At 59.2% G+C, this 22,183-nt stretch carries 17 protein-coding genes; 6 read left to right on the top strand and 11 right to left on the bottom strand.

The features are described 5' to 3' along the window. Positions 1–78 precede the first annotated feature (78 nt). Together L288_RS31700 and L288_RS31695 are read left to right on the top strand one after the other, a co-directional pair. The gene (locus L288_RS31700; protein ID WP_021238239.1) at positions 79–405 is read left to right on the top strand and encodes a hypothetical protein; all 327 of its coding nucleotides are present in this window, start codon (positions 79–81) and stop codon (positions 403–405) included. Further along, positions 402–872 (top strand): hypothetical protein, encoded by a 471-nt coding sequence (locus L288_RS31695; protein ID WP_152522063.1) that lies wholly within the window; start codon positions 402–404, stop codon positions 870–872. The genes L288_RS31700 and L288_RS31695 overlap by 4 nt, the downstream gene beginning before the upstream one ends. Before the next feature lie 115 nt (positions 873–987). On the opposite strand, the gene L288_RS31690 is transcribed toward L288_RS31695, so the two are convergent. Further along, on the bottom strand, positions 988–2,319 hold the full coding sequence (locus L288_RS31690) for a hypothetical protein (protein ID WP_152522062.1): 1,332 nt from the start codon (positions 2,317–2,319) through the stop codon (positions 988–990). A gap of 605 nt (positions 2,320–2,924) precedes the next feature. On the opposite strand from L288_RS31690, the gene L288_RS31685 reads away from it, so the two are divergent. Further along, positions 2,925–3,851, top strand: a complete 927-nt coding sequence (locus L288_RS31685) for a hypothetical protein (RefSeq protein ID WP_161625652.1) — start codon at positions 2,925–2,927, stop codon at positions 3,849–3,851. A gap of 471 nt (positions 3,852–4,322) precedes the next feature. On the opposite strand, the gene L288_RS44265 is transcribed toward L288_RS31685, so the two are convergent. The 5 genes from L288_RS44265 to purB all read right to left on the bottom strand — a co-directional run bounded on the left by L288_RS44265 (position 4,323) and on the right by purB (position 10,253). Next, complete coding sequence (locus L288_RS44265; RefSeq protein WP_021238234.1) at positions 4,323–4,520, bottom strand: helix-turn-helix transcriptional regulator; 198 nt, start codon at positions 4,518–4,520, stop codon at positions 4,323–4,325. A gap of 150 nt (positions 4,521–4,670) precedes the next feature. After that, positions 4,671–5,297: a tyrosine-type recombinase/integrase gene (locus L288_RS31675; protein WP_021238233.1), complete on the bottom strand. Its 627-nt coding sequence runs from the start codon at positions 5,295–5,297 to the stop codon at positions 4,671–4,673. 351 nt (positions 5,298–5,648) lie between these two features. Beyond that, positions 5,649–5,849 carry a hypothetical protein gene (locus L288_RS31670; protein ID WP_021238232.1) on the bottom strand — a complete coding sequence of 67 codons (201 nt, stop codon included), beginning with the start codon at positions 5,847–5,849 and terminating at the stop codon, positions 5,649–5,651. Positions 5,850–6,761: 912 nt separating this feature from the next. Then, on the bottom strand, positions 6,762–8,321 hold the full coding sequence (locus L288_RS31665; protein ID WP_161625651.1) for a site-specific integrase: 1,560 nt from the start codon (positions 8,319–8,321) through the stop codon (positions 6,762–6,764). A gap of 615 nt (positions 8,322–8,936) precedes the next feature. After that, positions 8,937–10,253 carry an adenylosuccinate lyase gene (gene purB, locus L288_RS31660; RefSeq protein ID WP_021238230.1) on the bottom strand — a complete coding sequence of 439 codons (1,317 nt, stop codon included), beginning with the start codon at positions 10,251–10,253 and terminating at the stop codon, positions 8,937–8,939. 276 nt (positions 10,254–10,529) lie between these two features. Here purB and L288_RS31655 point away from each other — a divergent pair, with 276 nt between their 5' ends. Further along, positions 10,530–10,910: an EF-hand domain-containing protein gene (locus L288_RS31655; RefSeq protein ID WP_021238229.1), complete on the top strand. Its 381-nt coding sequence runs from the start codon at positions 10,530–10,532 to the stop codon at positions 10,908–10,910. A gap of 107 nt (positions 10,911–11,017) precedes the next feature. On the opposite strand, the gene L288_RS31650 is transcribed toward L288_RS31655, so the two are convergent. From L288_RS31650 to ku, 3 genes are read right to left on the bottom strand one after another with little or no spacing between them, the layout of a single operon-like run. Next, positions 11,018–11,206, bottom strand: a complete 189-nt coding sequence (locus L288_RS31650) for a hypothetical protein (protein ID WP_021238228.1) — start codon at positions 11,204–11,206, stop codon at positions 11,018–11,020. Positions 11,207–11,251: 45 nt separating this feature from the next. Continuing rightward, positions 11,252–13,744, bottom strand: a complete 2,493-nt coding sequence (gene ligD, locus L288_RS31645) for a DNA ligase D (protein WP_021238227.1) — start codon at positions 13,742–13,744, stop codon at positions 11,252–11,254. A 3-nt stretch (positions 13,745–13,747) separates the two neighbouring features. Next, positions 13,748–14,641 (bottom strand): non-homologous end joining protein Ku, encoded by an 894-nt coding sequence (gene ku / locus L288_RS31640; RefSeq protein WP_021238226.1) that lies wholly within the window; start codon positions 14,639–14,641, stop codon positions 13,748–13,750. 191 nt (positions 14,642–14,832) lie between these two features. On the opposite strand from ku, the gene L288_RS31635 reads away from it, so the two are divergent. Then, the gene (locus L288_RS31635; RefSeq protein WP_030541472.1) at positions 14,833–15,162 is read left to right on the top strand and encodes a lipopolysaccharide assembly protein LapA domain-containing protein; all 330 of its coding nucleotides are present in this window, start codon (positions 14,833–14,835) and stop codon (positions 15,160–15,162) included. After that, entirely contained in the window at positions 15,159–15,833 is a 675-nt protein-coding gene (gene pyrF, locus L288_RS31630) for an orotidine-5'-phosphate decarboxylase (RefSeq protein WP_021238224.1), read from the top strand. The genes L288_RS31635 and pyrF overlap by 4 nt, the downstream gene beginning before the upstream one ends. A 108-nt stretch (positions 15,834–15,941) precedes the next feature. Here pyrF and L288_RS31625 read toward each other — a convergent pair whose 3' ends face one another. Both L288_RS31625 and L288_RS31620 read right to left on the bottom strand, forming a co-directional pair. Next, positions 15,942–20,111 (bottom strand): translocation/assembly module TamB domain-containing protein, encoded by a 4,170-nt coding sequence (locus L288_RS31625; protein WP_021238223.1) that lies wholly within the window; start codon positions 20,109–20,111, stop codon positions 15,942–15,944. Then, the gene (locus tag L288_RS31620; RefSeq protein WP_021238222.1) at positions 20,111–22,159 is read right to left on the bottom strand and encodes an autotransporter assembly complex protein TamA; all 2,049 of its coding nucleotides are present in this window, start codon (positions 22,157–22,159) and stop codon (positions 20,111–20,113) included. Before L288_RS31620 ends, L288_RS31625 begins: the two co-directional genes overlap by 1 nt. Positions 22,160–22,183: the final 24 nt, after the last annotated feature.

The raw sequence follows: 22,183 nt of genomic DNA, 5'->3' as shown, positions 1-22,183 counted from the left end.
AAGCGCAGGGCCTTGTGACCTACAGGGATTCCAACACCCGGCTTCGGTCGGGTTGCGCCTCCAATTTTGAACGGGGGCATGATGATCCTAACAGCTATCGCGCTCATGCTGGCGGCGCAGGAACCAATCGTTCAACCCATGCTGGTCCCAGCGGACGGGAAGAAGCACAAGCTACAGCACAATGGCGAGACGTTCGAAGTTCGCAACTACGGCGACAAGATCACTGTTTATCATATTCCTACGTTTTTCGGTCGCAAGCGAGGATCAATCATCCGTGACTGGAATAGGGAAGTTGCTCGTTTAACCAGCGGTTGCGACATTGACGACGAATATGTGGACCCGTTCAGCCTACAGCTTCAAGCCAATCTGATCTGCCAGCCTGTAGCCAGCGGTGCTAAAGGATGACCGACCCCGTTATGGATATGCCGAGGACGGAAGCGGCGGTGAAATGGGGCTGTGTTGCTGCCCCCTTCGTCATCATCCTTCTTGTCGTCCTGTACGCCAATGACATGCTGACCTTCACCAACCCTGCTGATCCCAACCAGCAGTACGCCGACCGTGCGATGGCAAGCGCCAGAGACAGCATGTTGGACCCTACGGCGGTTAAGTTCAAAGACCTGACCGTCAGCGCGAAGGCCCGCTGTATGTACGGGCAGATTTTGGGTAAAAATGCGATGGGTGCGTACACCGGGTATCGTGATTTCGTTTGGACCAATGGTCAGACATTGGTTTCAACTGCCGATCAGACCAGCCCTTTATCGACGGCGGGTGACATTGATACGGTGACGAAATATTTTAAGGCTCGGACGGATTGCATAAGTGCCATGCCGACTGATCCCGGCAGCTTGCCGCTGACCATACCGGAAGCATGATGTAAGAGAGGGGGGAAGTCGTAGAAGATAGACCCCCACCCCCATTCCTATCGATTCACAGTGCCGTCCCCGGTTTATACCGTCCTCACACCCTCTTGGCGCTCATCGCAACCCGTTATCCTTTGATCTTCAACATGGGCACCGCGCCGGTATGCTTCTGAAAGCAACGGCTTAGAACCTCCATAGCCAATTCCTGATCCTTTGCCGGAACAATGATGCTGTCATGTACCGGCAAAGCTGGAACGTCATGTTTGTAGGCCAATATCTCCATAGTTTCCAATATGATGCAGCTTTCCACATATTGCAGATCATCCCAGCGGTAAGGGCTGGTATCCCATTCCCGTAATAGGGGCAGAACATCGAAGACGGCTTCTCGAACGTCATCGACGGCGTACTGGTTTAGGTCGATCTTCCCCTTTCTGAGAACCGCAGCTATCGTCTGTTCGGCCCAATCCCCAGCGGTTCGCGTCCGCCCCATCATCATCGCGACGTAAGCCTTGGCGACATCGCGCGGGAAACGGGTAAGAGTATAGGGATCGATAGCGGGGTCTAGGGGCTGACCCATAAGCCCATAATAAATGCGGGTATGGCAGGACGAGATATCAATCTCACAAGCCGGACCGCCATTTATAAGCATTCTCGAACGATTTTCGGGGCTCATCCCTTGGTAGCCGCCGCCTTCTGAAATGATGCGTCCGCCCTTGTTGAAATCGAAGCCTTCAACGTCCCCATTATGGAATATCCGATAGAAGGCATGGTGGTTGTCAGGGGTAATAACCTGCCCTGCCCAAAAGTGATTGAGCCGGTTCATTCTGATCCCTTCGCGTAATAATCGGGGATCGCGGGAATCGTACCGGATATACGCCTTCTGCTTCTTTTTACCGTTGGCCCATAGCCGCTTCTTCGTCACCCTTATTGGATTAAATATCGCCTTTGGCCGGGGCAGCTTGCCGAAATGCATCGACCTGTTTTTAGGGGTGATCCCATAGCCCAAAGCAAATTCCAGCAGCTTCGGCGTCATCTGCATGGTGGTGACCTTACCTATGCCGTCCTCAGCCCGCCGCCACCACACTCCCCTCTCCACCGTGATGAACCCCGCCTGTTCCATCTTGTCTTTGATGCCGGTGAACGATTTGAAGCCCACATGACAATGTTCGAAGGTATTGGGGGACATATACCGGCCACAGGGCTTAGGAGGGCTGTAGGAGTGCCCTTTTAGAAGATCGCGAACGACAGCAGCGGTCGCCTTGTACGCCTTCCTTGTTGGCCTTTTCTGTACATCTGCCTGCTCATATAATTCCTGAGCAAGGCTTTCGATCAATGCTCTAGAATTATCGGAAGAACATTTCCCATTCAACTTCATATTATAGAAACCTAAATCATCCCCATAAGTATAATCAATCGAATGATCTAACGAATCTTCTTCTAATTTAATACCATTTAACATCAGAATATCTATCTATTATATACAATAAAGGGAAGAGGGAGAGAGGAGCATTGGAGTAACTTTTTGTTACATTCCATTTTCCCAGACAAACAGGTACAAGCTTCCCTATCTTCATGAACAGGGCAGGGCTTTTTGCGTTGAAAGGATCATTAGGACATCAGACTCCCCTTGCCGGTCATCGGATGACCCTACATCAGCAGGCGGGTTGTTATTTGAGGTTGTAGGAATAGGGTCGCCCTCATCCATGAAATCGAAGCGCAGTTGTATAAAGTCCATGAGCATTCCTCGCGTTAAAACTGAGTACAAACGCGGGATAGACCAATCTTATTGGGACACAACAGCTAGAACCTTGCTTGTTATGTGATGACCTTCTTGCCTTATCAGCTATTTTATGTCCGATCTTAGATGGGCCACTTTGTCATTATGTTTAATTAACTTATAGGATTATTTACGAAATACGGCGATTTCGTGTTAAATCACGCCCGATACACGTTAAGGCGTGTCAATCCTTTAACACACTAGCAGTTTGCCAATGCCGGAAATGCTGGGTTTGAAATATCTTCTGTATGGTTGGTACGGCTGTTGGATCAGGGATTGCGGTACGAATGCCGATCCTCACCCAAGCCGCGCGATGGTGGACGCCGCCGCCGCTGACATCGCACCATACATCATTCCCTCTTTCGGGCCTTCTGCTATGCAGCCCTATTGACGCCATGGGGGGTGGCATTGTGACAAAGCAAACTAGAACAAAGACCAGCCGCAAGAAGCTTGGCATTCCGCCAAAAAGAAAAGTATCGGCCATTAGGATCGATCGCAAAAACAACTTCGTAATGGTCGCTACAAATAACATTATACAGAATATGCTACATCGGGACGGGCCGAAAGTGAGAAGGTCTTTCGACATTATTACTCGTACGCACGTAGCTGAGTGCAGCGCGCTATTGGGTGATACGGTGGGTATGATGATGTTGCATCTGCCCAAGATCGATGATGACGGTTACAAGGCTACCGTCTCTCGCCTGCTTAACACAGCCGTAAACACCTACCTTGCAAGCATAGAGACTGCTCGTCATGGTTTCAGACGTCAGTACGGCGTTCTAGCTCGCACATTGATTGAGCTTATCGCGACGGTCATTGTGATAGGAACGGACCCCGATGCCCTTGAGCGGTTCCATGCGGGTGGATTACCCTCGACGAAGTGCGTCGGCTGGGCAAAGGCAGTTCTTGAACCGATTGGCATGTACTATGGAATGCTAAGCAGTCAGTTTGCACATATTGGTCCAGTTCATGCCATACTAGAATCTCCGAAGACTTACAGTCGTGATGATGAAGCACTTAAGTTCATTATCGCCACAATGCGAAGTAACATTTGGTTGCTATATCTAGCTACTGAGCTTTCATACCATGATGAATTAAGCGAATGCCGATATTGGAAGGCGATAGGACGCGGTGTTGCTTATAACCCCGACAAAAAGGAGCGCGCTTGGATGAACAGCTTTCTGATAAATCCGTACGAGGATGAACAACTGTAACCACAAATATCTGCAATCATGCGCCGAGGCGTCAGCCCCATGCGCAAACATGCTCTATTTTGCCCTCAGAATGCCCGTAGAGCGCGATCTAGAAGAATTGGCTACCCTGGGTAGCCCAACGAAACAATCGCGCCAGAAACGCCCTAAATGGCGGAACTATCATCTGGCGCTTTGATCTCACTGTACAAGAGTGCTGACCATGTTAATTGATCGCTTCTCTCGCGATTGTGAGCTTATGTACAATTTCCCGGAGAGTTTCATGAATATCACAATCAAGATCATGGTCAAAGAACATGTGAACTATTTCATCAATGGCTTGATTGATAAGGGTTGATGGTACTATCGGATTATCGTTCATTATATTCTCTCTTTTTTGATGCTTGTAATTATTCAATGCAATTCGTTTTCGGACTTAGTAGTGAAGTCCCTCAATCTCGCTTCACCTGCCTCTAACTAAGGTGAGAGTCAGCTTTAAAGCCAGCCTCCGCCGGTGTGCGGACGCTGTGCTAGCCAATCCCGTATCTCGGTGTAGCGCCACCGCACAGCCTGTTTTCCAATGCGGTAGGGACGAACAAACCTACCTTCCGCCATCATCCGATAAATCGAGGCCGTGGACAGAGATGTGAGCGCCTGGACCTCAGCGCGCCGCAAATATCTTTCGTCTTCCATTGTGCGACTCCTTTGCTTGGGAGGCGGCATATGGGATCGCTTGAACTGCCGTTCAAGTGAAAAATCGGCCCTTATTAAAGTTTTACTATCGCAATTACTATAATGATTCTTAAACACTTGATACGGTTGTTAGAACATCGTCAAACAATCCTAAATTATATATTCTGCCCAATCCGTCATAAGCGCCCGTCTCTTCTCAAATAGGTCCGACCGCGCATAGGCAGCTTCGGCTTTATCTTTAATTACGTGCGAGAGCGCGAACTCTATGACTTCGCGGGGATGGTGCGTCTGCTCGCCTGCCCAATCCCTGAATGACGACCGGAAGCCGTGCGGCACGGCTGGGATCGCCAATTCCTTCATCAGCTTGGAGAGCGTCATATCCGACAGTGGTTTATCGGCGCGTGTACCGGGGAACACCAAGTCGGAATCATTCTGCTTAAGGGCCTTGGCTCGCTCCAAGATCGCAAGGCATCGATCCGACAACGGCACTCTATGAGGCTTCTTCGCCTTCATGCGGTCGGCGGGGATCGTCCAGACCTTTTTATCCAGATCAAATTCGCTCCATACAGCTTCGCGGGTTTCTCCTGACCGGGTGGCAGTCAGTACCAAAAACTCAAACGCTAGCTTGGTTGCTATGCCTGCCTCGCTGCCGTGAACCTTGCGGATGGCATCGGCGACCTTGTCATAGTGAAGGGCTTTCCTGTGTTTGACCTTTGACCTATCATGTTTGGGCAGCGCCTGCCCAATAGCGTCGGGGGTATAGTGATACGGGTTCATGCTTATCTCAGTCGTCATGGTTATTGGACTGAGGCCGGTACACCGGGGCGTTTTCGACCTCGGTTTCCCATTGAGCGAAGAAATCTGCGACTGGCAATAGCGCAATAATCTTGCTTCAAGTAGGGCAGCACTAGAAAGTGAATTTAGAAATAATTGTTATTTATCAACGTTATGGATTGAAATACGCGCCAACATGAGGGGTAATTTATTTTTCTGCTACTGATGATGATACGTACGGCGAAAGGGTTGCGCCCACCGAGCCCGTCCGCTCCCTTGCCTCAGAACTGGGGGCTGAACCCGACCAGAAATTGCCGTTAGGCTTGCCTTCGCGACCACTCCAAAAGAGACATTCTAAAATCCGATTGTCGCGCCATATAAGCCGAACAGCGCGAAACCGCCGAAGAATGCCACGTTGCCCCAATATGCGAATGGCTTGACGATACGTCCCGGTATGACGGCGTTTCCAGGCAAATTATAATCGGCAGCAAAAACGAGAACGAGAAGGCCGCAGCAGACGAAAAGACCTGTCCCTGTCCACTGCGCGTTCGTCATAACGTAAAGCTCCCAGCCAGCTTATGCCTCGCAATCGCCTGCTTTCCAACGTCATTTGGAAAGCTGCCCGCATAAAATCGACCAAAGGTGGCCGCTTAAATCGCCAAGCCTCCGTACAGAAAGCGGACGTCAATCATCTTTTGAACCCGGCGAGACGGCAGCAGATCGCTAGGAAAGTCACCGTTTCTCCAAGCCCGTTACAGTGGATAAATCGCGCGATGTAGCTGGCATCATCATGGCCCACGTTGCACAGCATATTAAGCCAAAGATCGGCGCGGCATATCCATCAGGATCGTAAGGAACCGAGGGCGCTCCATCCCTCAGCCATTGGACGGAAATCCCTTTACCTAGCAGCCAACCGGCAATGCCCAACAAGACCATCGAGGCATAGCGATGTCGAACGAGCAAACGGCGTATTGGCCAAGTGAGGGGTGCAACGACAAGGCCCATTACTGTCATGGTTATCGGCACTCCCAACAAGAAAGCCGGTGGACCAAAAAGGAATAGGGCGACTGGAAGCCATGCGACGCTGCCTCTTGCCTGTCCAAAAAGCAGCAGGAAAGTGGCGTATGCAATGGCGCCAATTGCACTGCCCAATACGGCCGACAAAAGGGCGCGTTTGAGAAATAGCTGTGCGTCTCGGCTCATATCGGACGTAATAAGGTGATCGAAGGCAAAGCGCTACCTCATCACGGCTGCTTCCTGCCATTCCCGCCCAATAGCGGTCAGTCTCCAATCCACCCATACCAGACATACCGCCCCGAGAAGCAACGCAGTTCGTCCCGTTTAAAGGCCCCACAGCAGACATGCTCTATTTTACACGTAGAAGGCTCGTAGAGCGCGATTTAGGGGTTTTGGCTACCTGAGTAGCCAAATTCAAAGATAGGTCTTCCTGAGGCTTTAAATCTATGATCAGAGATTTTGTTTGTAAAGGTGAGTAAAATCCACTCCTTCGAAGCGTACGGCCTCAATAATTTCAGCTATTCGTCCGATAGTTCCTTGCCGTAGCTTACCATAACCAGACGTAACTGTCTTTTGACTATGACCAAGCACCACAGCTATATCCTGATCAAAATACCCTGCCAGACGTAGTTGGTCTGCCAATCCATGGCGGAATGAGTGCGAACCAAAGCCGTCCCCCGCCTCCTTGAGGCCGATGCGTTCCAAGTACACCCGCCAAAACCGTGACGCTTTACCGCTTTGGTCCCGTTCGTTTTTTTGAAGTTCGGGAAATAAACGATGATCGCCATCTTTGGCAGCCCGCTCCCTTTGGCAACGTACATGATCGATGAAGCCCATGGCGATCAGGGTGGAGTGCAGGGGAGCGATGCGGTTCTTGCCTGATTTGGTCGCCTGCCCCTTTGCCGGTTCGTTCTTAATTTCGATGTAGTGAACGTCCCCCTCTTGCCGGATGTCCTCAAGCCGTAGCTGAGCTATTTCTCCTAACCTAGCACCGGTGAACAAGCAGACCAATGGAAGCCAGAAGCGCCAATCCCTTGTCTGGACATTTCCTTTTTTAAACTCCTTCCCATCCCGAAGGAATCCGGTGAACAGGGGAGACCGGAGGATTATATTCAACTGCTCCACCGTGAAGGGCGGGCGCGCATTCTTCTGTTTATCAACCTGATAGAACAGCCCATTTACGGGATTGTCTTCAACGTACCCTTCACGCTTAGCCCAAGCGAATAGCGCCGAAACAGCGGACAGCTTCCTGTTGACGGTAACAAGGTCGAGGGTCTGCATTCCCCGCTCCTTGGCGACGGCGGCGATCTGCCGGACGGGCATCCCTTTGAACTCGTTTCGTTTACCGTACGTAATAGGAAGAGAGGTTTGAAGGTTGCGCCATTCTCGCACATCGGACGGCTGGATTGATCGCAAGCTACGATCTACCCCAACAAAGGAGGCGAACTCATCAATGGGCTTTCGATCCTGCCGTAAGGTATCGGGCCGCTTCCTGCCTTCTGCTAGACGCTGGGCCTGATAGCTATCATATAGCTCAGCAATGCGCTCGCCTTCTCGCGCCCTCTCATTCTTCCTTTTCAATGCCGCTTGGACTGGCACCGATGGCATGAACGCGTGTTCTGTATCATCAATGATCGCCACCGCCCGCGCAAACGTGTCTGTCCCCGCCCGCGCTAGCTGCTGAACAAACTCAGCGAATTCGGGGCTTCCCTCCAACAAGTCCCACCCGCGCTTGTGGACCTGCCGGACAGCATGACCGCGCCAGTACGTATAATCTTCGCCTTTCAGCAGACGGATCGAGTCAGCATGACGGCGTTCAAACTCAGACCGCAGCGCTCGGTAATGAGCATCGCCAAGCTGGGCCTTGACCTTTATTAGCTGCCCTACGCGCTCGCTGGCCCGCTCATACCCAACCACAAGTGCCGCTTCTTCCAATTCCGTCTCTGTAGGACGAACAAGGCAGCCCTGAGCCTTCGTACCCCGGTCTGACGACGACAGGGCAGCTTCCACCCTAGACTTCCATGCCATGAGGACCGGCAGCGCAGTTTCCTCAGCGCGCCGACGATCAGTGACGCCTAGGGACTTGGTAAATTCCCGCTTCCCGATGACAGGGCGGGCAGCAGCAGGGACCATCATCCGAAGCTGCCAATGTTGGGATCGGGGACGTTTGCGAAGGTAACTGTTCAACATCAAAAATTCGTTCCGAATGTGGAATAACGTAGCACTCGCACGTAGCACTGCCACAATCGGAACCCGCAGAAAACCGCGACTCCTAGGACTTCTAAGGGGTTTCTTACCTCACTTAACCGGCAACTTAGACCTCCTCTCTCCCCGACCAATTTCTGCGCATCAATGTGAATATAAGGCGTCGCGCCGGGCCGTGGCGCGGGCCTTCATGCTTGGCTTTACATCCTCGAACCCGTTCGGGCTGAGCGAAGTCGAAGCCCCCAGCCGAGCGGAGCGAGGCAAGACCGCCCTTCGTTTTCCTCAAGGCGAACGGAAACATAAGGGGATGATCCCCGCCCCTGCATGCCCGCAGGAGCGTTTCAGCAGCCCGTCAGCACCGCCAAAGCAGGACACAAGGCCCGGCACACCCGCACCGGGCCCTCCTCCAGCATCTCCGCGTCAGGCTTCGCCGAAGACGCGGCGGAAGATCGTGTCGACCTGGCGGAAGTGATAGTCGAGGTCGAACTTCTCCTCGATCTGTCCGGGGGTCAGCGCGGCCGTGACATCGGGATCGGCTTTCAGAAGCTCCAGCAGCGATAGCTGCCCATCCGACTCCCACACCTTCATCGCGTTGCGCTGTACATAATGGTAGCTATCCTCGCGCGAGACGCCAGCCTGCGTCAGCGCCAGCAGCACGCGCTGCGAGTGAACGAGGCCGCCCATCTTGTCGAGATTCTTCATCATCCGCTCAGGATAGACGAGCAGCTTGTCGATCACGCCCGTCAGGCGGCCCAGCGCGAAATCGAGCGTGATGGTGGCGTCCGGGCCGATATAGCGTTCGACCGACGAGTGGCTGATGTCGCGCTCGTGCCACAGGGCGACATTTTCCATCGCGGGCATGGCGTAGCTGCGCACCATGCGGGCAAGGCCGGTCAGATTTTCGGTCAGCACCGGGTTGCGCTTGTGCGGCATGGCCGAACTGCCTTTCTGTCCTGGCGAGAAATACTCCTCCGCCTCCAGCACCTCGGTGCGTTGCAGATGGCGCACTTCCACCGCCAGGCGTTCGATCGAACTGGCGATGACGCCCAGCGTCGCGAAGAACATGGCGTGGCGGTCGCGCGGGATGACCTGCGTGGAAACCGGCTCGATGGCGAGGCCCAGCTTGGCCGCGACATGCTCCTCCACGCGCGGGTCGATATTGGCGAAGGTGCCGACCGCGCCCGAAATGGCGCAGGTGGCGACTTCCTCCCGCGCGGCGACCAGGCGGGCGCGGCAGCGGGAAAATTCGGCATAGGCCTCCGCCATTTTCAGGCCGAAAGTGACCGGCTCGGCGTGGATGCCGTGGCTGCGGCCGATGGTAGGCGTCAGCTTATGTTCGAAAGCGCGGCGCTTGATGACGTCCAGCAGCTTGTCGAGATCTTCGATCAATATATCGGCGGCGCGGGAAAGCTGAACGGCAAGGCAGGTGTCGAGCACATCGCTGGAGGTCATGCCCTGGTGCATGAAGCGGGCTTCGTCGCCCACCTGCTCCGCCACCCAGGTCAGGAAGGCGATGACGTCATGCTTGGTCACGGCCTCGATCGCGTCGATGGCGGGCACGTCGATCGCGGGATTGGTGGCCCACCAGTCCCACAGCGCCTTGGCCGCCGATTTGGGCACGACGCCCAGTTCGCCCAGCGCCTCGGTCGCATGCGCCTCGATCTCGAACCAGATGCGGAAACGCGCCTCCGGCTCCCAGAGGGCAGTCATTTGCGGGCGGGCGTAGCGCGGGACCATCGGGTCGAATCCTGATTGCTGATGAAGGGTCGCCGCGCGACTAGCAGCCTCGTTCCCGAAGGGCAAATGGGCGGAAAAAGGCTCTCCTGTCCTGCCTTCCTACAGTCCTTTCATCGTGAATATCGCAGCCGGTACAGACGAGTTGAACCATATGCGAGGGCGAATGGAGGAAGATGAACAAATGTTCAGGAAATCTGCCGGACAGTCATGTATTCAGATGAATAATTCATCGTGCCGCGTGTCTTGCAACGATGGGAATTAATTAAGGAGTTCGCGATGATCCGCGTTCTGACATTGTCGATGGCGATGCTGATCAGCCTGCCCGCTGCCGCACAGCAAGCCTCTTCTCCGCAGACAGACGCCACTGCGCCCTCTGCTCCTTCCGCCACCCCCGCAAGCCCTGCCGACTCCATCGCGTCGATCGTCGACACCGAGTTTCCGGCCTATGACGCCAACAGCGACAACCAGCTCGACAAGAGCGAGTTCTCCCGCTGGATGGTCGCGCTCAAGGGGCAGGAGATGAAGACGACCGGCAAGACGCTGGCCCCTGCCGAGATTACCGCCTGGGCGGACGGCGCGTTCGCCACCGCTGATGCTGACAAGAGCACTTCTGTCAGCAAGGCCGAACTGATCAGCTATTTGAGCGGCGGCGCCTGACGAAGAACCTCCCGCGCCAAAGCGGGAAGACCAGCCTGAACAAGGGCCGCACATGAGGCGGCGTGGAGCGAAGGCCACGCCGCCTCCTTTTTTTTAAGCCGTATAGATCAGCCGCGCTTTTTGTTCGCGTACAGCAGCGCGGCGACGATGGCGGCCGAACCGATTCCCACGGCCGTGCCCATCCACACGCCCTTGCTGGCGGACTTGCGCGCGGCGGATGCCAGATCGGCCTTGTCTTCGGGGGTATCGGCGGTTTGGGCGCCTTCCGAGGGCGCATCATGGCTGGGCTTGGTCATAATGGTCCGAAACTATGCACTAAAGCCGCGGCAGGGAAGCCGCTTTCAATAATCGGGCAGCGTCTGGCGCGCTTCGCCCCATCCGCGCAGGTCGCGGCTATTGGCGCGCTCGATCAGCTGATCGACGTCGGCGATGGTGAATGCGCCCGCACTCTCTATGTCTTCCAGTTCCTCCCAGGTCACCGGCACGGCAACAGGCGCATTTTCGCGAGCGCGCACGACATAGGGCAGGACAGCGGTCGCGCCCCGCTGATTGCGCAGCCAGTCGATGAAGATGCGGCCCTTGCGTTTGGCCTTGCTCATGGTGGCGGTAAAGCGGTCCGGCTCCGCTGCCGCCAAGGCGCGGGAAAAGCGATCGGCGAAATCCTTCACCTGCGGCCATTGCGCCTGCGGCGTCAGCGGCACGACGACATGAACGCCCTTACCGCCCGACAGCATGGGAAAGCTGGTGAGGCCGATATCTTCCAGCGTCCAGCGGATATCCCCCGCCGCCTTCTTCACATCCTCAAAATCCAGCCCCTCATCAGGGTCGAGATCGAAGATCAGCCGGTCGGGCCGCTCCACATCCTCCACTCGCGAACCCCAGCCGTGGAATTCGATCGTTCCCATCTGAACGCAGGCCAGCAGCCCGTCTATATCGTCGATGTAGAGATAATCCTCCTCATCCCCATCTTTCTCGCGGATGGGAATATGCTTCACATGATCGCCGAAGCTGCCGCTGTCATGCTTCTGGAAAAAGCATTTCTTCGCCCGTCCCTGCGGGCATCGCACCAGGCTGATCGGCCGGTGCGCGATCCAGGGGAGCATGATCGCGCCTGCCGCCGCATAATAATCGGCCAGTTGCCCCTTGGTCACCTTAGCCTCGGGGAAGATCAGCCGATCACGGTTGCTGATAGTGATGTCGCTCTCAATCTCCGGCGCTGCCATGGGCTTCTCCCGCCTGACCTCTTTTGCCGCCTTGTCTTCGCGCAATCCAAGGAAGCTCCCGTGCCGAACGACATTGTCGCCGGTGAATTCGGCAAAGGCGATTTCGGCGACCAGATCCGGCCGCACCCATTGAGCGCCCCGCGATTCACTGCGGGGGACAGCGACGGCAGGCGCTTTGCGCGCGCGGGCCTTGAGCAATTGGAGCAGGCTTTCGCTATTACGCGCATTGAAGCCGGTGCCCACCTTGCCCGCATAGACAAGGCCGTCCTCACCATGTTGCGCAAGCAGGATATTACGCAGGGCGCGGCCGCTCGCGCCGCTGGGGGTCCAGCCGGCGATGACGAATTCCTGCCGCCTGGTGCATTTCACCTTGAGCCAGTTCCTGGTTCTGGCGCCGCGATAGGGAGCGTCGGCCCGCTTGGAGATGATGCCCTCCTGCCCCGCACCGCACATGGCGTTGTACAGCTTTTCCCCGGCGCCCACTACATGATCGGCAAAGTGGATATGCGCCGCGCCATCGCCGATCAGCGTGGACAGCCTTTCTTTCCTGGCGACGGTGGGAAGCGCGGTCAGGTCCTCCCCGGCAAGCTCCAGCAGGTCAAAGGCGAAGAGATGGAGAGCGCCGCGATCCTCCCCCTTCAGCACGCGCTGGAGTGTCGAGAAGTCGGGGTTGCCGTCCGGTCCCATGGCCACGACCTCGCCATCGATCAGGGCAGGCGGGAGATCGAGCGCGGCCACCTCGGCCGCAAGGGAGGAGAAACGATTGGTCCAGTCGAGCCCGGTGCGAGTGAAAATCTGCACGCGCTTTCCCGCGACGCTGACCAGGCAGCGATAGCCGTCATATTTGATTTCATGAATCCAGCCATTGCCAGTGGGCACGGTGTCCACGAGCGTCGCCAGTTGAGGCGCGCGGAAGGCAGGCGGCTTGCCGGATGCGCGCTTCCGCGGCGGTGTGCGGGACGGAGTGGCCTTTACCGCTTCCATCATGGCGGCATCGAAGGACTTGCCCCTCTTCCCCTTGAGCGAAATCGGCGGCGCATCAGCGGCGATCTGCCCCATGGTGCGGCCGCTGCGAATGCTGGTCAGTTCCCGCGAAACCAAATCATCGGCGGCCCCGGCATAGCCATCCTCGATCTTGCGCAGCAGCCAGTTTTCCCGTTTCTCACCCGGACGCGGTTTCAGTCGGATCAACAGCCATTCGCCCTTCATCCGCTGGCCATGCAGGATGAAGTGAAGATGGCCCTTTTCCAGATCCTTGGCGCTCTTGCCGGGGACAGGCTCCCATGTCCCTTCGTCCCACAGCATCACGGTGCCGCCACCATATTCGCCCTTGGGGATCGTCCCTTCGAAGCTGGCATAGGAGAGCGGATGATCCTCCGTCCGCACGGCGAGCCGCTTGTCGGCGGGGTCAAGGCTCGGGCCTTTCGTCACCGCCCAGCTTTTCAGAACGCCGTCCATTTCCAGCCGGAAGTCGAAATGAAGACGGGTGGCATCATGCTTCTGCACGATGAAGCCGTTACCCCCACTGCGCCCCAGCTTGCCCGCTGGCTCCTTGGTGCGCGTGAAATCGCGCTTATTGTTATAGAGCTTTAGCGGATCGGCTTCGGCCATGGATCATGCCCGCCTTCGCGCGGGGGCCTTGGCCGTGCCAGTCCGCCGCGCGGCGGGCTTTCGGGTAGTGCCTGACTTGGCTGTCGCGCCAGCCGGGGGTTTCTTGCCGCCCGTGTCGACGGATTTTTTGAGCGCGGCCATCAGGTCAATGACATTACCGCTCCGCTTGGCCGGTCCGGTGTCCTCTTCCTCGATGATCCGGCGGCCCTTCGCCTTTTTCTTCTTCTCGATCAACCGCTCTAGCGCGTCGACATAGCGGTCATGGAAGCTGTCGGGCTTAAAGGGCGCGGTCTTCTTTTCGATCAGCGCCTCGGCCAGGTCGAGCAGTTCAGCGTCGGGTTTGACATCCTCTATCTCGCGAAAATAGCTCTGGGCGCGGTTGACCTCATCGGCGTAGCGCAGCGTTTCCAATATCATGCCGCGTCCGCACGGCTTGAGCGACACGATATATTCGCGGCCGCGCATCGCCAGCTGTCCCAGGCCGACCTTCTTCGCCCGGCGCAGCGCTTCGCGCAGGACGACGAACGCCTCTTCGGCAAGGTCATCGGCGGGTACGACATAATAAGGCCGCTCATAGTAGAGAACGTCGATCTCGTCGGCGTTCACGAACTGGGTCAACTCTAGCGTCTTCTTGCTCTCCAGCTTGACGGCCTCAATCTCTTCGGGTTGCAGCAGGACATAATCGCCCTTGCTCACCTCATAGCCTTTGACGATGTCCTCCGGCTTTACCGGCCCGATGCCCGGCACCGTCTTTTCGTAGCGGACGCGCTTGCCGCTGGGCTCATGAATCTGGTGGAAGGCGATCTGCGCGCCCGATTTGGTGGCAGCGTAAATCTCGACAGGAATGGACACCAGCGCCAGCCTGATCTGACCCTGCCAATATGCTCGCGCCGCCATGATCCGATGCCTCCTTGCGACGGTGAAAAATGCGCGAGGGAGGGCCAGAGTTCCGCGTTGACCGCAGCAAAGCCGCAACGCCCAGTGACTCGCATTCGCCCGCCGGACGGCAGGAAATCGGGACGAACCGCTTTCGAAGACCGCCGAAATGCCCTAAGCTGATGGAAATCAGCAGCTAGGACGACATGCCGATGCAATTTTTGCGGACTGCCTTCTGGGTCGTCATCGCCGTGGCCCTCGCCTTTTTCTGCATGGCGAACTACGTGCCTGTGACCGTCCGCCTGTGGGGTGACCTGGTGATGGAAACCAAGCTGCCGGTCCTGCTGATCGGCGCTTTCCTGCTGGGGGCGCTGCCTTTCTGGATCATGGCCCGGGCGACGCGGTGGCGGATGAAGCGCAAGCTGGAAAGCGCCGAGCGCGCGCTGGTGGTCGCCAGCACCCAGCCTGCGCCAACATCCCCCGCGCCTTCCGAAAGCGCGGTTTCCCCGGCACCATCCCTTTCTGCAACAGGAACAGCATGAGCAGCCCTATTTACGTCGCGATCGACACGCCCGACCTGACCAAGGCCCAGCATCTGGCGCAACAGGTGCACAATCATGTCGGCGGGCTGAAACTGGGGCTCGAATTCTTCTGCGCCAACGGACATCATGGCGTGCGGGAGATGATGAAGTTCGGCCTTCCCATCTTCCTGGACCTGAAACTGCATGACATACCTAACACCGTCGCCAAGGCGGTGCAGGCGCTGCATGGGCTGGAACCTGCGGTGCTGACCGTCCATGCCGCGGGCGGACGCGCGATGCTGGAAGATGCGAAGGCGGCTGCTGGCGTCAACACGAAGGTAATCGCCGTCACCGTGCTTACCAGCCTGGACAATGAAGACCTCACCGACATCGGCGTCGGCGGCAAGGCGGAGGATCAGGTCGCGCGTCTCGCTGACCTTGCCCGCAGCGCCGGGCTGGACGGCATCGTCTGTTCGGGCGAGGAGGTGGCGATGGCCAAGCGAGCATGGCCCGACGGCTTTTTCGTCGTGCCCGGCGTGCGTCCCGCTGGCGGCACGATGGGCGACCAGAAGCGCGCCGTCACCCCGCGGGAGGCACTGGATCGCGGCGCGTCCATCCTGGTGGTGGGACGTCCGATCAGCCTGGCGGAAAATCCCGATCTGGCCGCGCGGGAAATCGAAGCGACCCTCTAACCCTTGATTTGGCGCGACCTGCTCCTGCGCGCCAGTTCGAACATTGGTCATGTTTCCAGGAGCGCAGGAACATGAGAGGCTTCGGTCCGCTACAGCTCCGTGGCGGGATCAATAGTCCTTCGAAATGCGAACGTTCGCGCTTTCCCGTCCCAGTGTGGATATGGCGGCCAGCAGGGATAGCCAGCGGGTCACCTGATATTCGATACGAGTGGCGGAATAGCCCTGCCCATCGGTGATCAGCTCCACATAGGTCTTGCGCGTCAGATATTTGCCTGCCGCCAGCGACGTGCCCTGCCCTTGCGCTGGATCGGCCGCGATGATGCGCAGCCGGTCCAGCCCCGCTGCCTTGCGCACCGCGTTGATCGGGTCCAGCCCGCCCCCGCCCTGGAGCGATCCCACCGCCGACGCCAGCTGCAACGCCTCTGGCGCGGACAGGTTGGTGATCGACGTGCCGAAGAGGATGCGGGACAACAACTCATCCTGCGGCAATGCGGGAACGCTGGTGAAGCTGATGTCGGGTTTAAGGCCCGTGCCGCCCACATGGATGGTCGCTGTAAGATCATTGACGTCAGCTTCGGCATCGATGTCCAGTGACGGATTGACCGGCGTGCGCCCGTCGAACTGGATCTTGCCCTCGCGCAGTTCAAACCGCCTGCCCGCGAAGGTATAGCCGCCGCGCACCAGTTCCGCCCGGCCGGAAATGGCGGGGCTGGTCACTGTGCCGCCAATGTCCAGATTCGCGCGCCACTCGCTGTCGAGGCCAAGGCCGGTGACGGTCAGGCGATCACGCGCCCGTGCCTTGATCGCCAGTGCCCAAGGCTGCCGCGTGCGCGGCCGCTCTATCTCATCGCCGTTACGGCTCGTTTCGGTGACGCGCAGTTCGGGGATCTGCGCCACCGCCGCAGCTCTGCCCAGGGTGAAACGGCTGCGGTTGAGGATCAGGTCGCCGCCGATAGCGCCGCCAGTACCGTCGGACCGCAGCGTTATCGGCCCGCTCACCGTAGCGGCGATATCGTCGCGTTCCAGCAAGGCGGCATCGTCCGCCTGCAACCGCAGGTCCATGGCCACGCCGCCAATGCCCGCGAAGGTGAAGCTACCGGTGCCAGTCACCTTGCCGCCGTTGCGGGCCGTGGCCGAGAAATCCGAAATGACGAGCTGCGCGCCGGAAAAGCGCCCGCGCGCGCTGACGCCGCTGAGGCGCATGCCGGTGACCGCGCTGTTGATCGCCGCCTTGTCCGTCGCCAGCGATCCGGCGATGACGGGATTGCCCAAGGTGCCGCGCGCATCGGCGGTAACGCTGACCGGGCCGGAGATATCGACGATCTCCACCCCTGTCAGCCGCCAGAGCGTATCGGCCGTCCCCTTGAAGCGAAGCTGCGCGAATAGAGGCGCGCGGTTCAGCCGCTCTACCAGACTGCCTTCACTGCCCAGCGGCGTCAGCAGAGCCTGGGCGCGGCCGATCGTCTGCCCATCAGCGGCGAAGACCATGCGGGTCGCCAGCCGGTCCTGCGAAAGGATAGCGTTGACCCCGGCATCGACGGGACGTGAACTGAGCGACAGGCCGGAGCGGGAAAGGCCGCGCACCCGCAATTCCGCCGTGCCGCTGGGCAGTCCCCCGCGTGTATGAATGTAGCTGAGCGCGCCGGTCGCGGTGCCGCCAAGCCCCAGATCGTCATAGGCGATGTCGAGCAGCGACAGCGGCAGCTTGTTGAGCCGCGCCTCCACCCGCGTGGTCGCGCCGCTCAATTCCCCGCCCAGTTGCACCGAGCCGCCCGCATAGCTGATCGTCGCGGGGGAAAGCCGCCATCCTCCTTCCGTACGCGTGAAGACCGCTATGCGCGTCAGGCGAACCGGACGGGCATCCACCGTGCCCTTGGCAGTCAGCCGAATGCGGTCAGGTTCGACATTGGCCTCTCCCTGAATGTCGAACAGCCGTCCACGCTGGCCCGACAGGCTGCCCCGAACGACGCCCCGGCCACCCACCAGTTCAGCATTGGCCGTCATGCGCCCGACAAGCAGGCCGCCCACGCGCAAGCCCCGCGCCTGCACGGCGGCGTTGACCGACGTACCAGCCGGATCGAGCAGGATCGTCGCGTTCAGCTTGCCGCGCCGGATCGAGATCGCCGCCGGGCCTGCAAAGCTCGCATCCGTGGCATCGAGCTTCATGACCAATTGCTGCACGCCATTCACTGGCGCAAAGCCGATGAAGCCCGCGACAGGCCCGGTTACCGCCAGCCGGCCATCAAGCCCGCCTGTCACCGGAAGAAGATCGCCGCTCGCGATGACGCCGGATACGGCAAGGCGCGCCACCCGCACCACGGCCTGCCCATCGCGCGGCAAGAGGATCATGCCATCACCAGTGAACGGCCCCAGCGTCGAACCTCCTTCGGCAGTGAAGCCATATCCGGCATCGACCGGCGTCAGCCGTGCATGCAGATCGGTGACGCCCAGCGCATCCAACGGGCGCTGGAGCAGCAGGTCGACCGCAGGCCGCTCGATCCGGCCGTCCAGCGTCAGGCGCAAGGGGCCATAGCGGTCATGGGTGCCGCTGCCTTCGAAATGGAATGTGCGGTCGCGCCGCCGGTAGCCCTCCGCGGAGAGCCTGAGCAAGGGGGCCTCAAGCCGCAGACCGGAGAAGATCAGCCGTCCGTCAGGTCCCAGCGACAGGCCGCTGCGCAGCGTTGGCAGGCCCCCGCCCAGCGACCGCAGGAAGCTGTTGTCCAGCCGCCGCATCTTCGCCAACGCATTGCCGCTGAGGCTGAACGCGCCTTTGGGACCGGGCACTGCGCGCAGGCGGGATACAAGATCCACTATGCCAAGTCCCCGGATCGCCAGGCCCCTGATCTGACCATCAAGGCCGAAATCATAGCGGCCGGTCTTAAGGTCCGCGAGCATCAGCAGCCTGCCGCTCAGCTTGTCCGAACGGATCGTCATCGGATTGCTGACGATTTGCTGGCCCTTGATCTGAAGCACGCCATCCAGCGAAAAATTGCGCAATATGCCCTCTACCAGCTCCCCTTGGCCATCGAGCCGCCGCGCCTTGAGCTGAATCGGGATCAGTGCCGGGCCATTCTTCGCCTTGCGGCCCTTTCCCTGGGCGCGCACGTCGCTGATCATCGTGCGGTCGAACGCCAGTTGGCGGGCGCGCAACAGATATTCATAGCCGAAGGCCGCGAACGGTCCATCCAGGCGGATGCGCGCGGTCACGTCCCGTCCGCGCATTGATTTAAGCAAGGCTTGCGGGCGAGCCAGCTTCACATCGACCAGCACATTGTCGAGCGCATTGTTGCGCAGGTCGAGCGCCCCGTCGGCGTTCAGCTCCAGCGCGGCGGAGGTCAGCGACAGGAAGCCATCGATCCGCCGGTCCTTCATCGCACCCTTGGCATTCACCGCCAGCCGGGGCGCGGAAAGGCGCTGGATCAGCCCCTGCCTCACTATCGCCGATCCTTCGATCGAGCCGGTCGCCGAATAGGTCCCGCCCCTTGCGCCAAGCTGAAGATCGACTACCGGGTCACCATCCAGCGTGCCGGAAAGGCGGCCATCCCACCGGGTCCAGCTTCCTTCCCCGCGTACCCGCAAATTGGCGTCCTGCCGCAGGCCAGCCATCGCCGCCAACACGCCGCCCTTGGGCGCGTTGAGCGTCACGTCCAGATCGAAGCGGTCGTCATCGGGGCGGCTGTCGAGCGCGATGTTCAGCGCATCGTCACCGTCCAGTGACCGCGCGGAAAGGTCTATCACCGCCCGCCGGTCCCGAATGTCGGCGTCCCCGCTGATCGTCGCCTGCTGCACACGCCCGGTGATGTTCCTGCCGATCGTCAGCCGCTGAATGGAAAATTGCATCAGGCGGATATCGAAGCCGGGAAGGATCGGCCCTTCCCTCTGGCTCGGATTAAGCTTGGGCAGCTTGTGCAAGGTGGCGGCGGGGATCACCAGCCGGTCGATGTCGAGCCGGTTGGAAAGCCATGCGAAAGGCCACCAGTCCAGCTCCACGCGCGGCGCATCCAGAAAGGGCCCCTTCGGATCGGACAAGGTCAGGCCGTGCAGCACCGCCCGGCGGTAGATGCTGCCCTCGATGCGGTCGACATGGATGCGCAGCCCTGACGGCGGCGCGATCCGTGCGATCCGCGATATGAGGAAGCGGTGGCCCGAAGGCGTGTCCAGCCAGGCCAGCGCGCCCACACCGGTGAACAGCAGCAGGGCCAGCATTCCCGCAAACCAGCGCTGCCACCTGCCGTCCCAGGCACGTTGGCGTTTGGCCTGAGGATCGCCGTCCGCCATCAGAAGGCCTGTCCCAGCGAGACATAGACGGCGATCTTCGGATCATCCTTCTGCGGATTGAGTGGGGTGCCCACATCGACACGGATCGGGCCGAAGCTGCTATAATAGCGCACCCCGATGCCAGCGCCGATCCGCAGGTCCCGGAAGCGCGGCAGGAAGCTGGTTGAGATATTGCCTGCGTCCACGAACGGAACCACGCCGAAATTGCCGAAGCGTATGCGCGATTCCAGCGAAAATTCGGCAAGGCTCTTGCCACCGATCGGATCATTGCTGGAATCGCGCGGGCCGATCGCCTGATAGCCATAGCCGCGCACCGACGCGCCGCCGCCCGCATAGAAGCGCCGCGACGGGGCAATGCGGTCGACCGTCGATCCCAATATGGTGCCGAAACGCGCGCGCGCGGCCACCACCACCCGATCGGTCACCGGCTGGTAGACGCTCCCGTCCAGCTGCACGCGCGCATAGCCGAAGGTGCTGTTCTGGAAGGACAGTTCCGGGCTGACGCGTCCGCCCAAGCGGAAACCCGTGCTGGGATTGAGCAGGTCGTCACTGCCGTCATAGGTCAGGCTGAGCGGCACGGCGCCGATCAGGAAAGTGCGCCGGTCCCCGCCGCTGAAAGCGTCCTTTTCGTCGGACGCGATGACCTCAGCGCCGATCCGCCATACCCATTTCTTCTGGAAAAGGATGTTGGTCTGCCGCTCCAGCGCGCCGGACAAGGTTATGGTGCGCGCGTCATAGGCATCGCGCTTGATATTGCTGACCGACACCAGCCCGGTCAGCACATGGTCACGGCGGCGGAAATTGTTGCGCCGGTAGGTGAAGGAAGCGGTCTGCTCCTGCGTCCCCAGAACCCCGCGCACCGTCACGGCCCCTTCGGGCGGGAAGAGGTTGCGGTGCTGCCAGCTGACCTCCGCGCGATAACCTTCGCCCGTGCCGTACCCCAGTTCTCCGGCGACCGTCCGCATCGGCGCGGGCCGCACATCCACGGCCAGATTCACATGCTCGCCATCGCCCGCATCCCTGGGCGTCAGTGTGACGGCAGAGGCAAGGCCGGTCGCGATGATGGCGTTGCGCAGGTCTTCCACATCGGACGCCATATAGGGGTCGCCCGGCCGGAACCGGGCGATGCGCTGCACATGGCGGGCGCTGAATATATCGTCGTTCGACAGCAGGATCGTGCCGAAGGTGCGATAGACGCCGGGAGAGACCACGATGTCTAAGTCGCCCCTGCGTTCCTCATGATCGATATGCACTTCCGGCTCACCCACCTTGGCGAAGGGAAAGCCGTTTTCCGCGAGTGCAAGCGACAGCGCTGTCTGCCCCGACAGGATCGCATCGGCGTCGATCGGGTCGCCAACCTTCAGCGGAAAGGCGCTGCGCAGTTTGGCTTCCCGCTCGCCTGCGGCCGATAGTCCCTCCAGATCGACTGAGGACAGCAGATAGAGCGTGCCGGGCACTATGCGGAAGGAAACGGCCAACCGGTCCTCACCCGCCGGGGCGACGGAGGAGCGGATGCGGGCGGCGTAATAGCCCTTGGCCCGCAGCAGCCGGTCCAGAAGCTCAGTATCCTCCGCAATGCGCCGGTTGATCTGGGCCAGATTGGCGGGCTTGTCCTCCCCCAGCCGCAGCGCCGACAATTCGCGAAAGCGCGCGTCGAACTGCGCGTCGGCGATCTCCTCCACGCCCTTCAACTGTACCGTATAGCGATGTTCCTGGGCAGGATCGGCGAACGCACCAGCCAGATCGGTTTCGGCTGCCGCTGCCTCATCCTTGCTTTCAGTAGCAAGTTCCGGCTCATCGGCCACGGGCATGTCCGCCGTCTCTTCAGCGGGAAGGGACTCTACGCTATCAGGCTGCTCCAGATCGGGCCAGGCAATGCCAATATCGGGCATGGGATCGAGCGGGGTCTGCTCCTCCCCGTTTGCTGGGGGCGGGGCAGCACTCTGCGCATGCGCGGGATGCGCCAACAGCAGCAGCGGCGCGAAGATAAGTCGAGCAGCTTGCGGCATGCCTGAAATGCGGCAGTTGGTCCGCAAACCGGTGTTCATATCAATGGTCTAGACCATATGGAC

This window comes from Sphingobium quisquiliarum P25, from assembly GCF_000445065.1.
GTDB lineage: Bacteria > Pseudomonadota > Alphaproteobacteria > Sphingomonadales > Sphingomonadaceae > Sphingobium > Sphingobium quisquiliarum.
The sequence above is the reverse complement of the archived record's forward strand: the minus strand, read 5'-3'. Positions and strand labels throughout refer to the sequence as shown.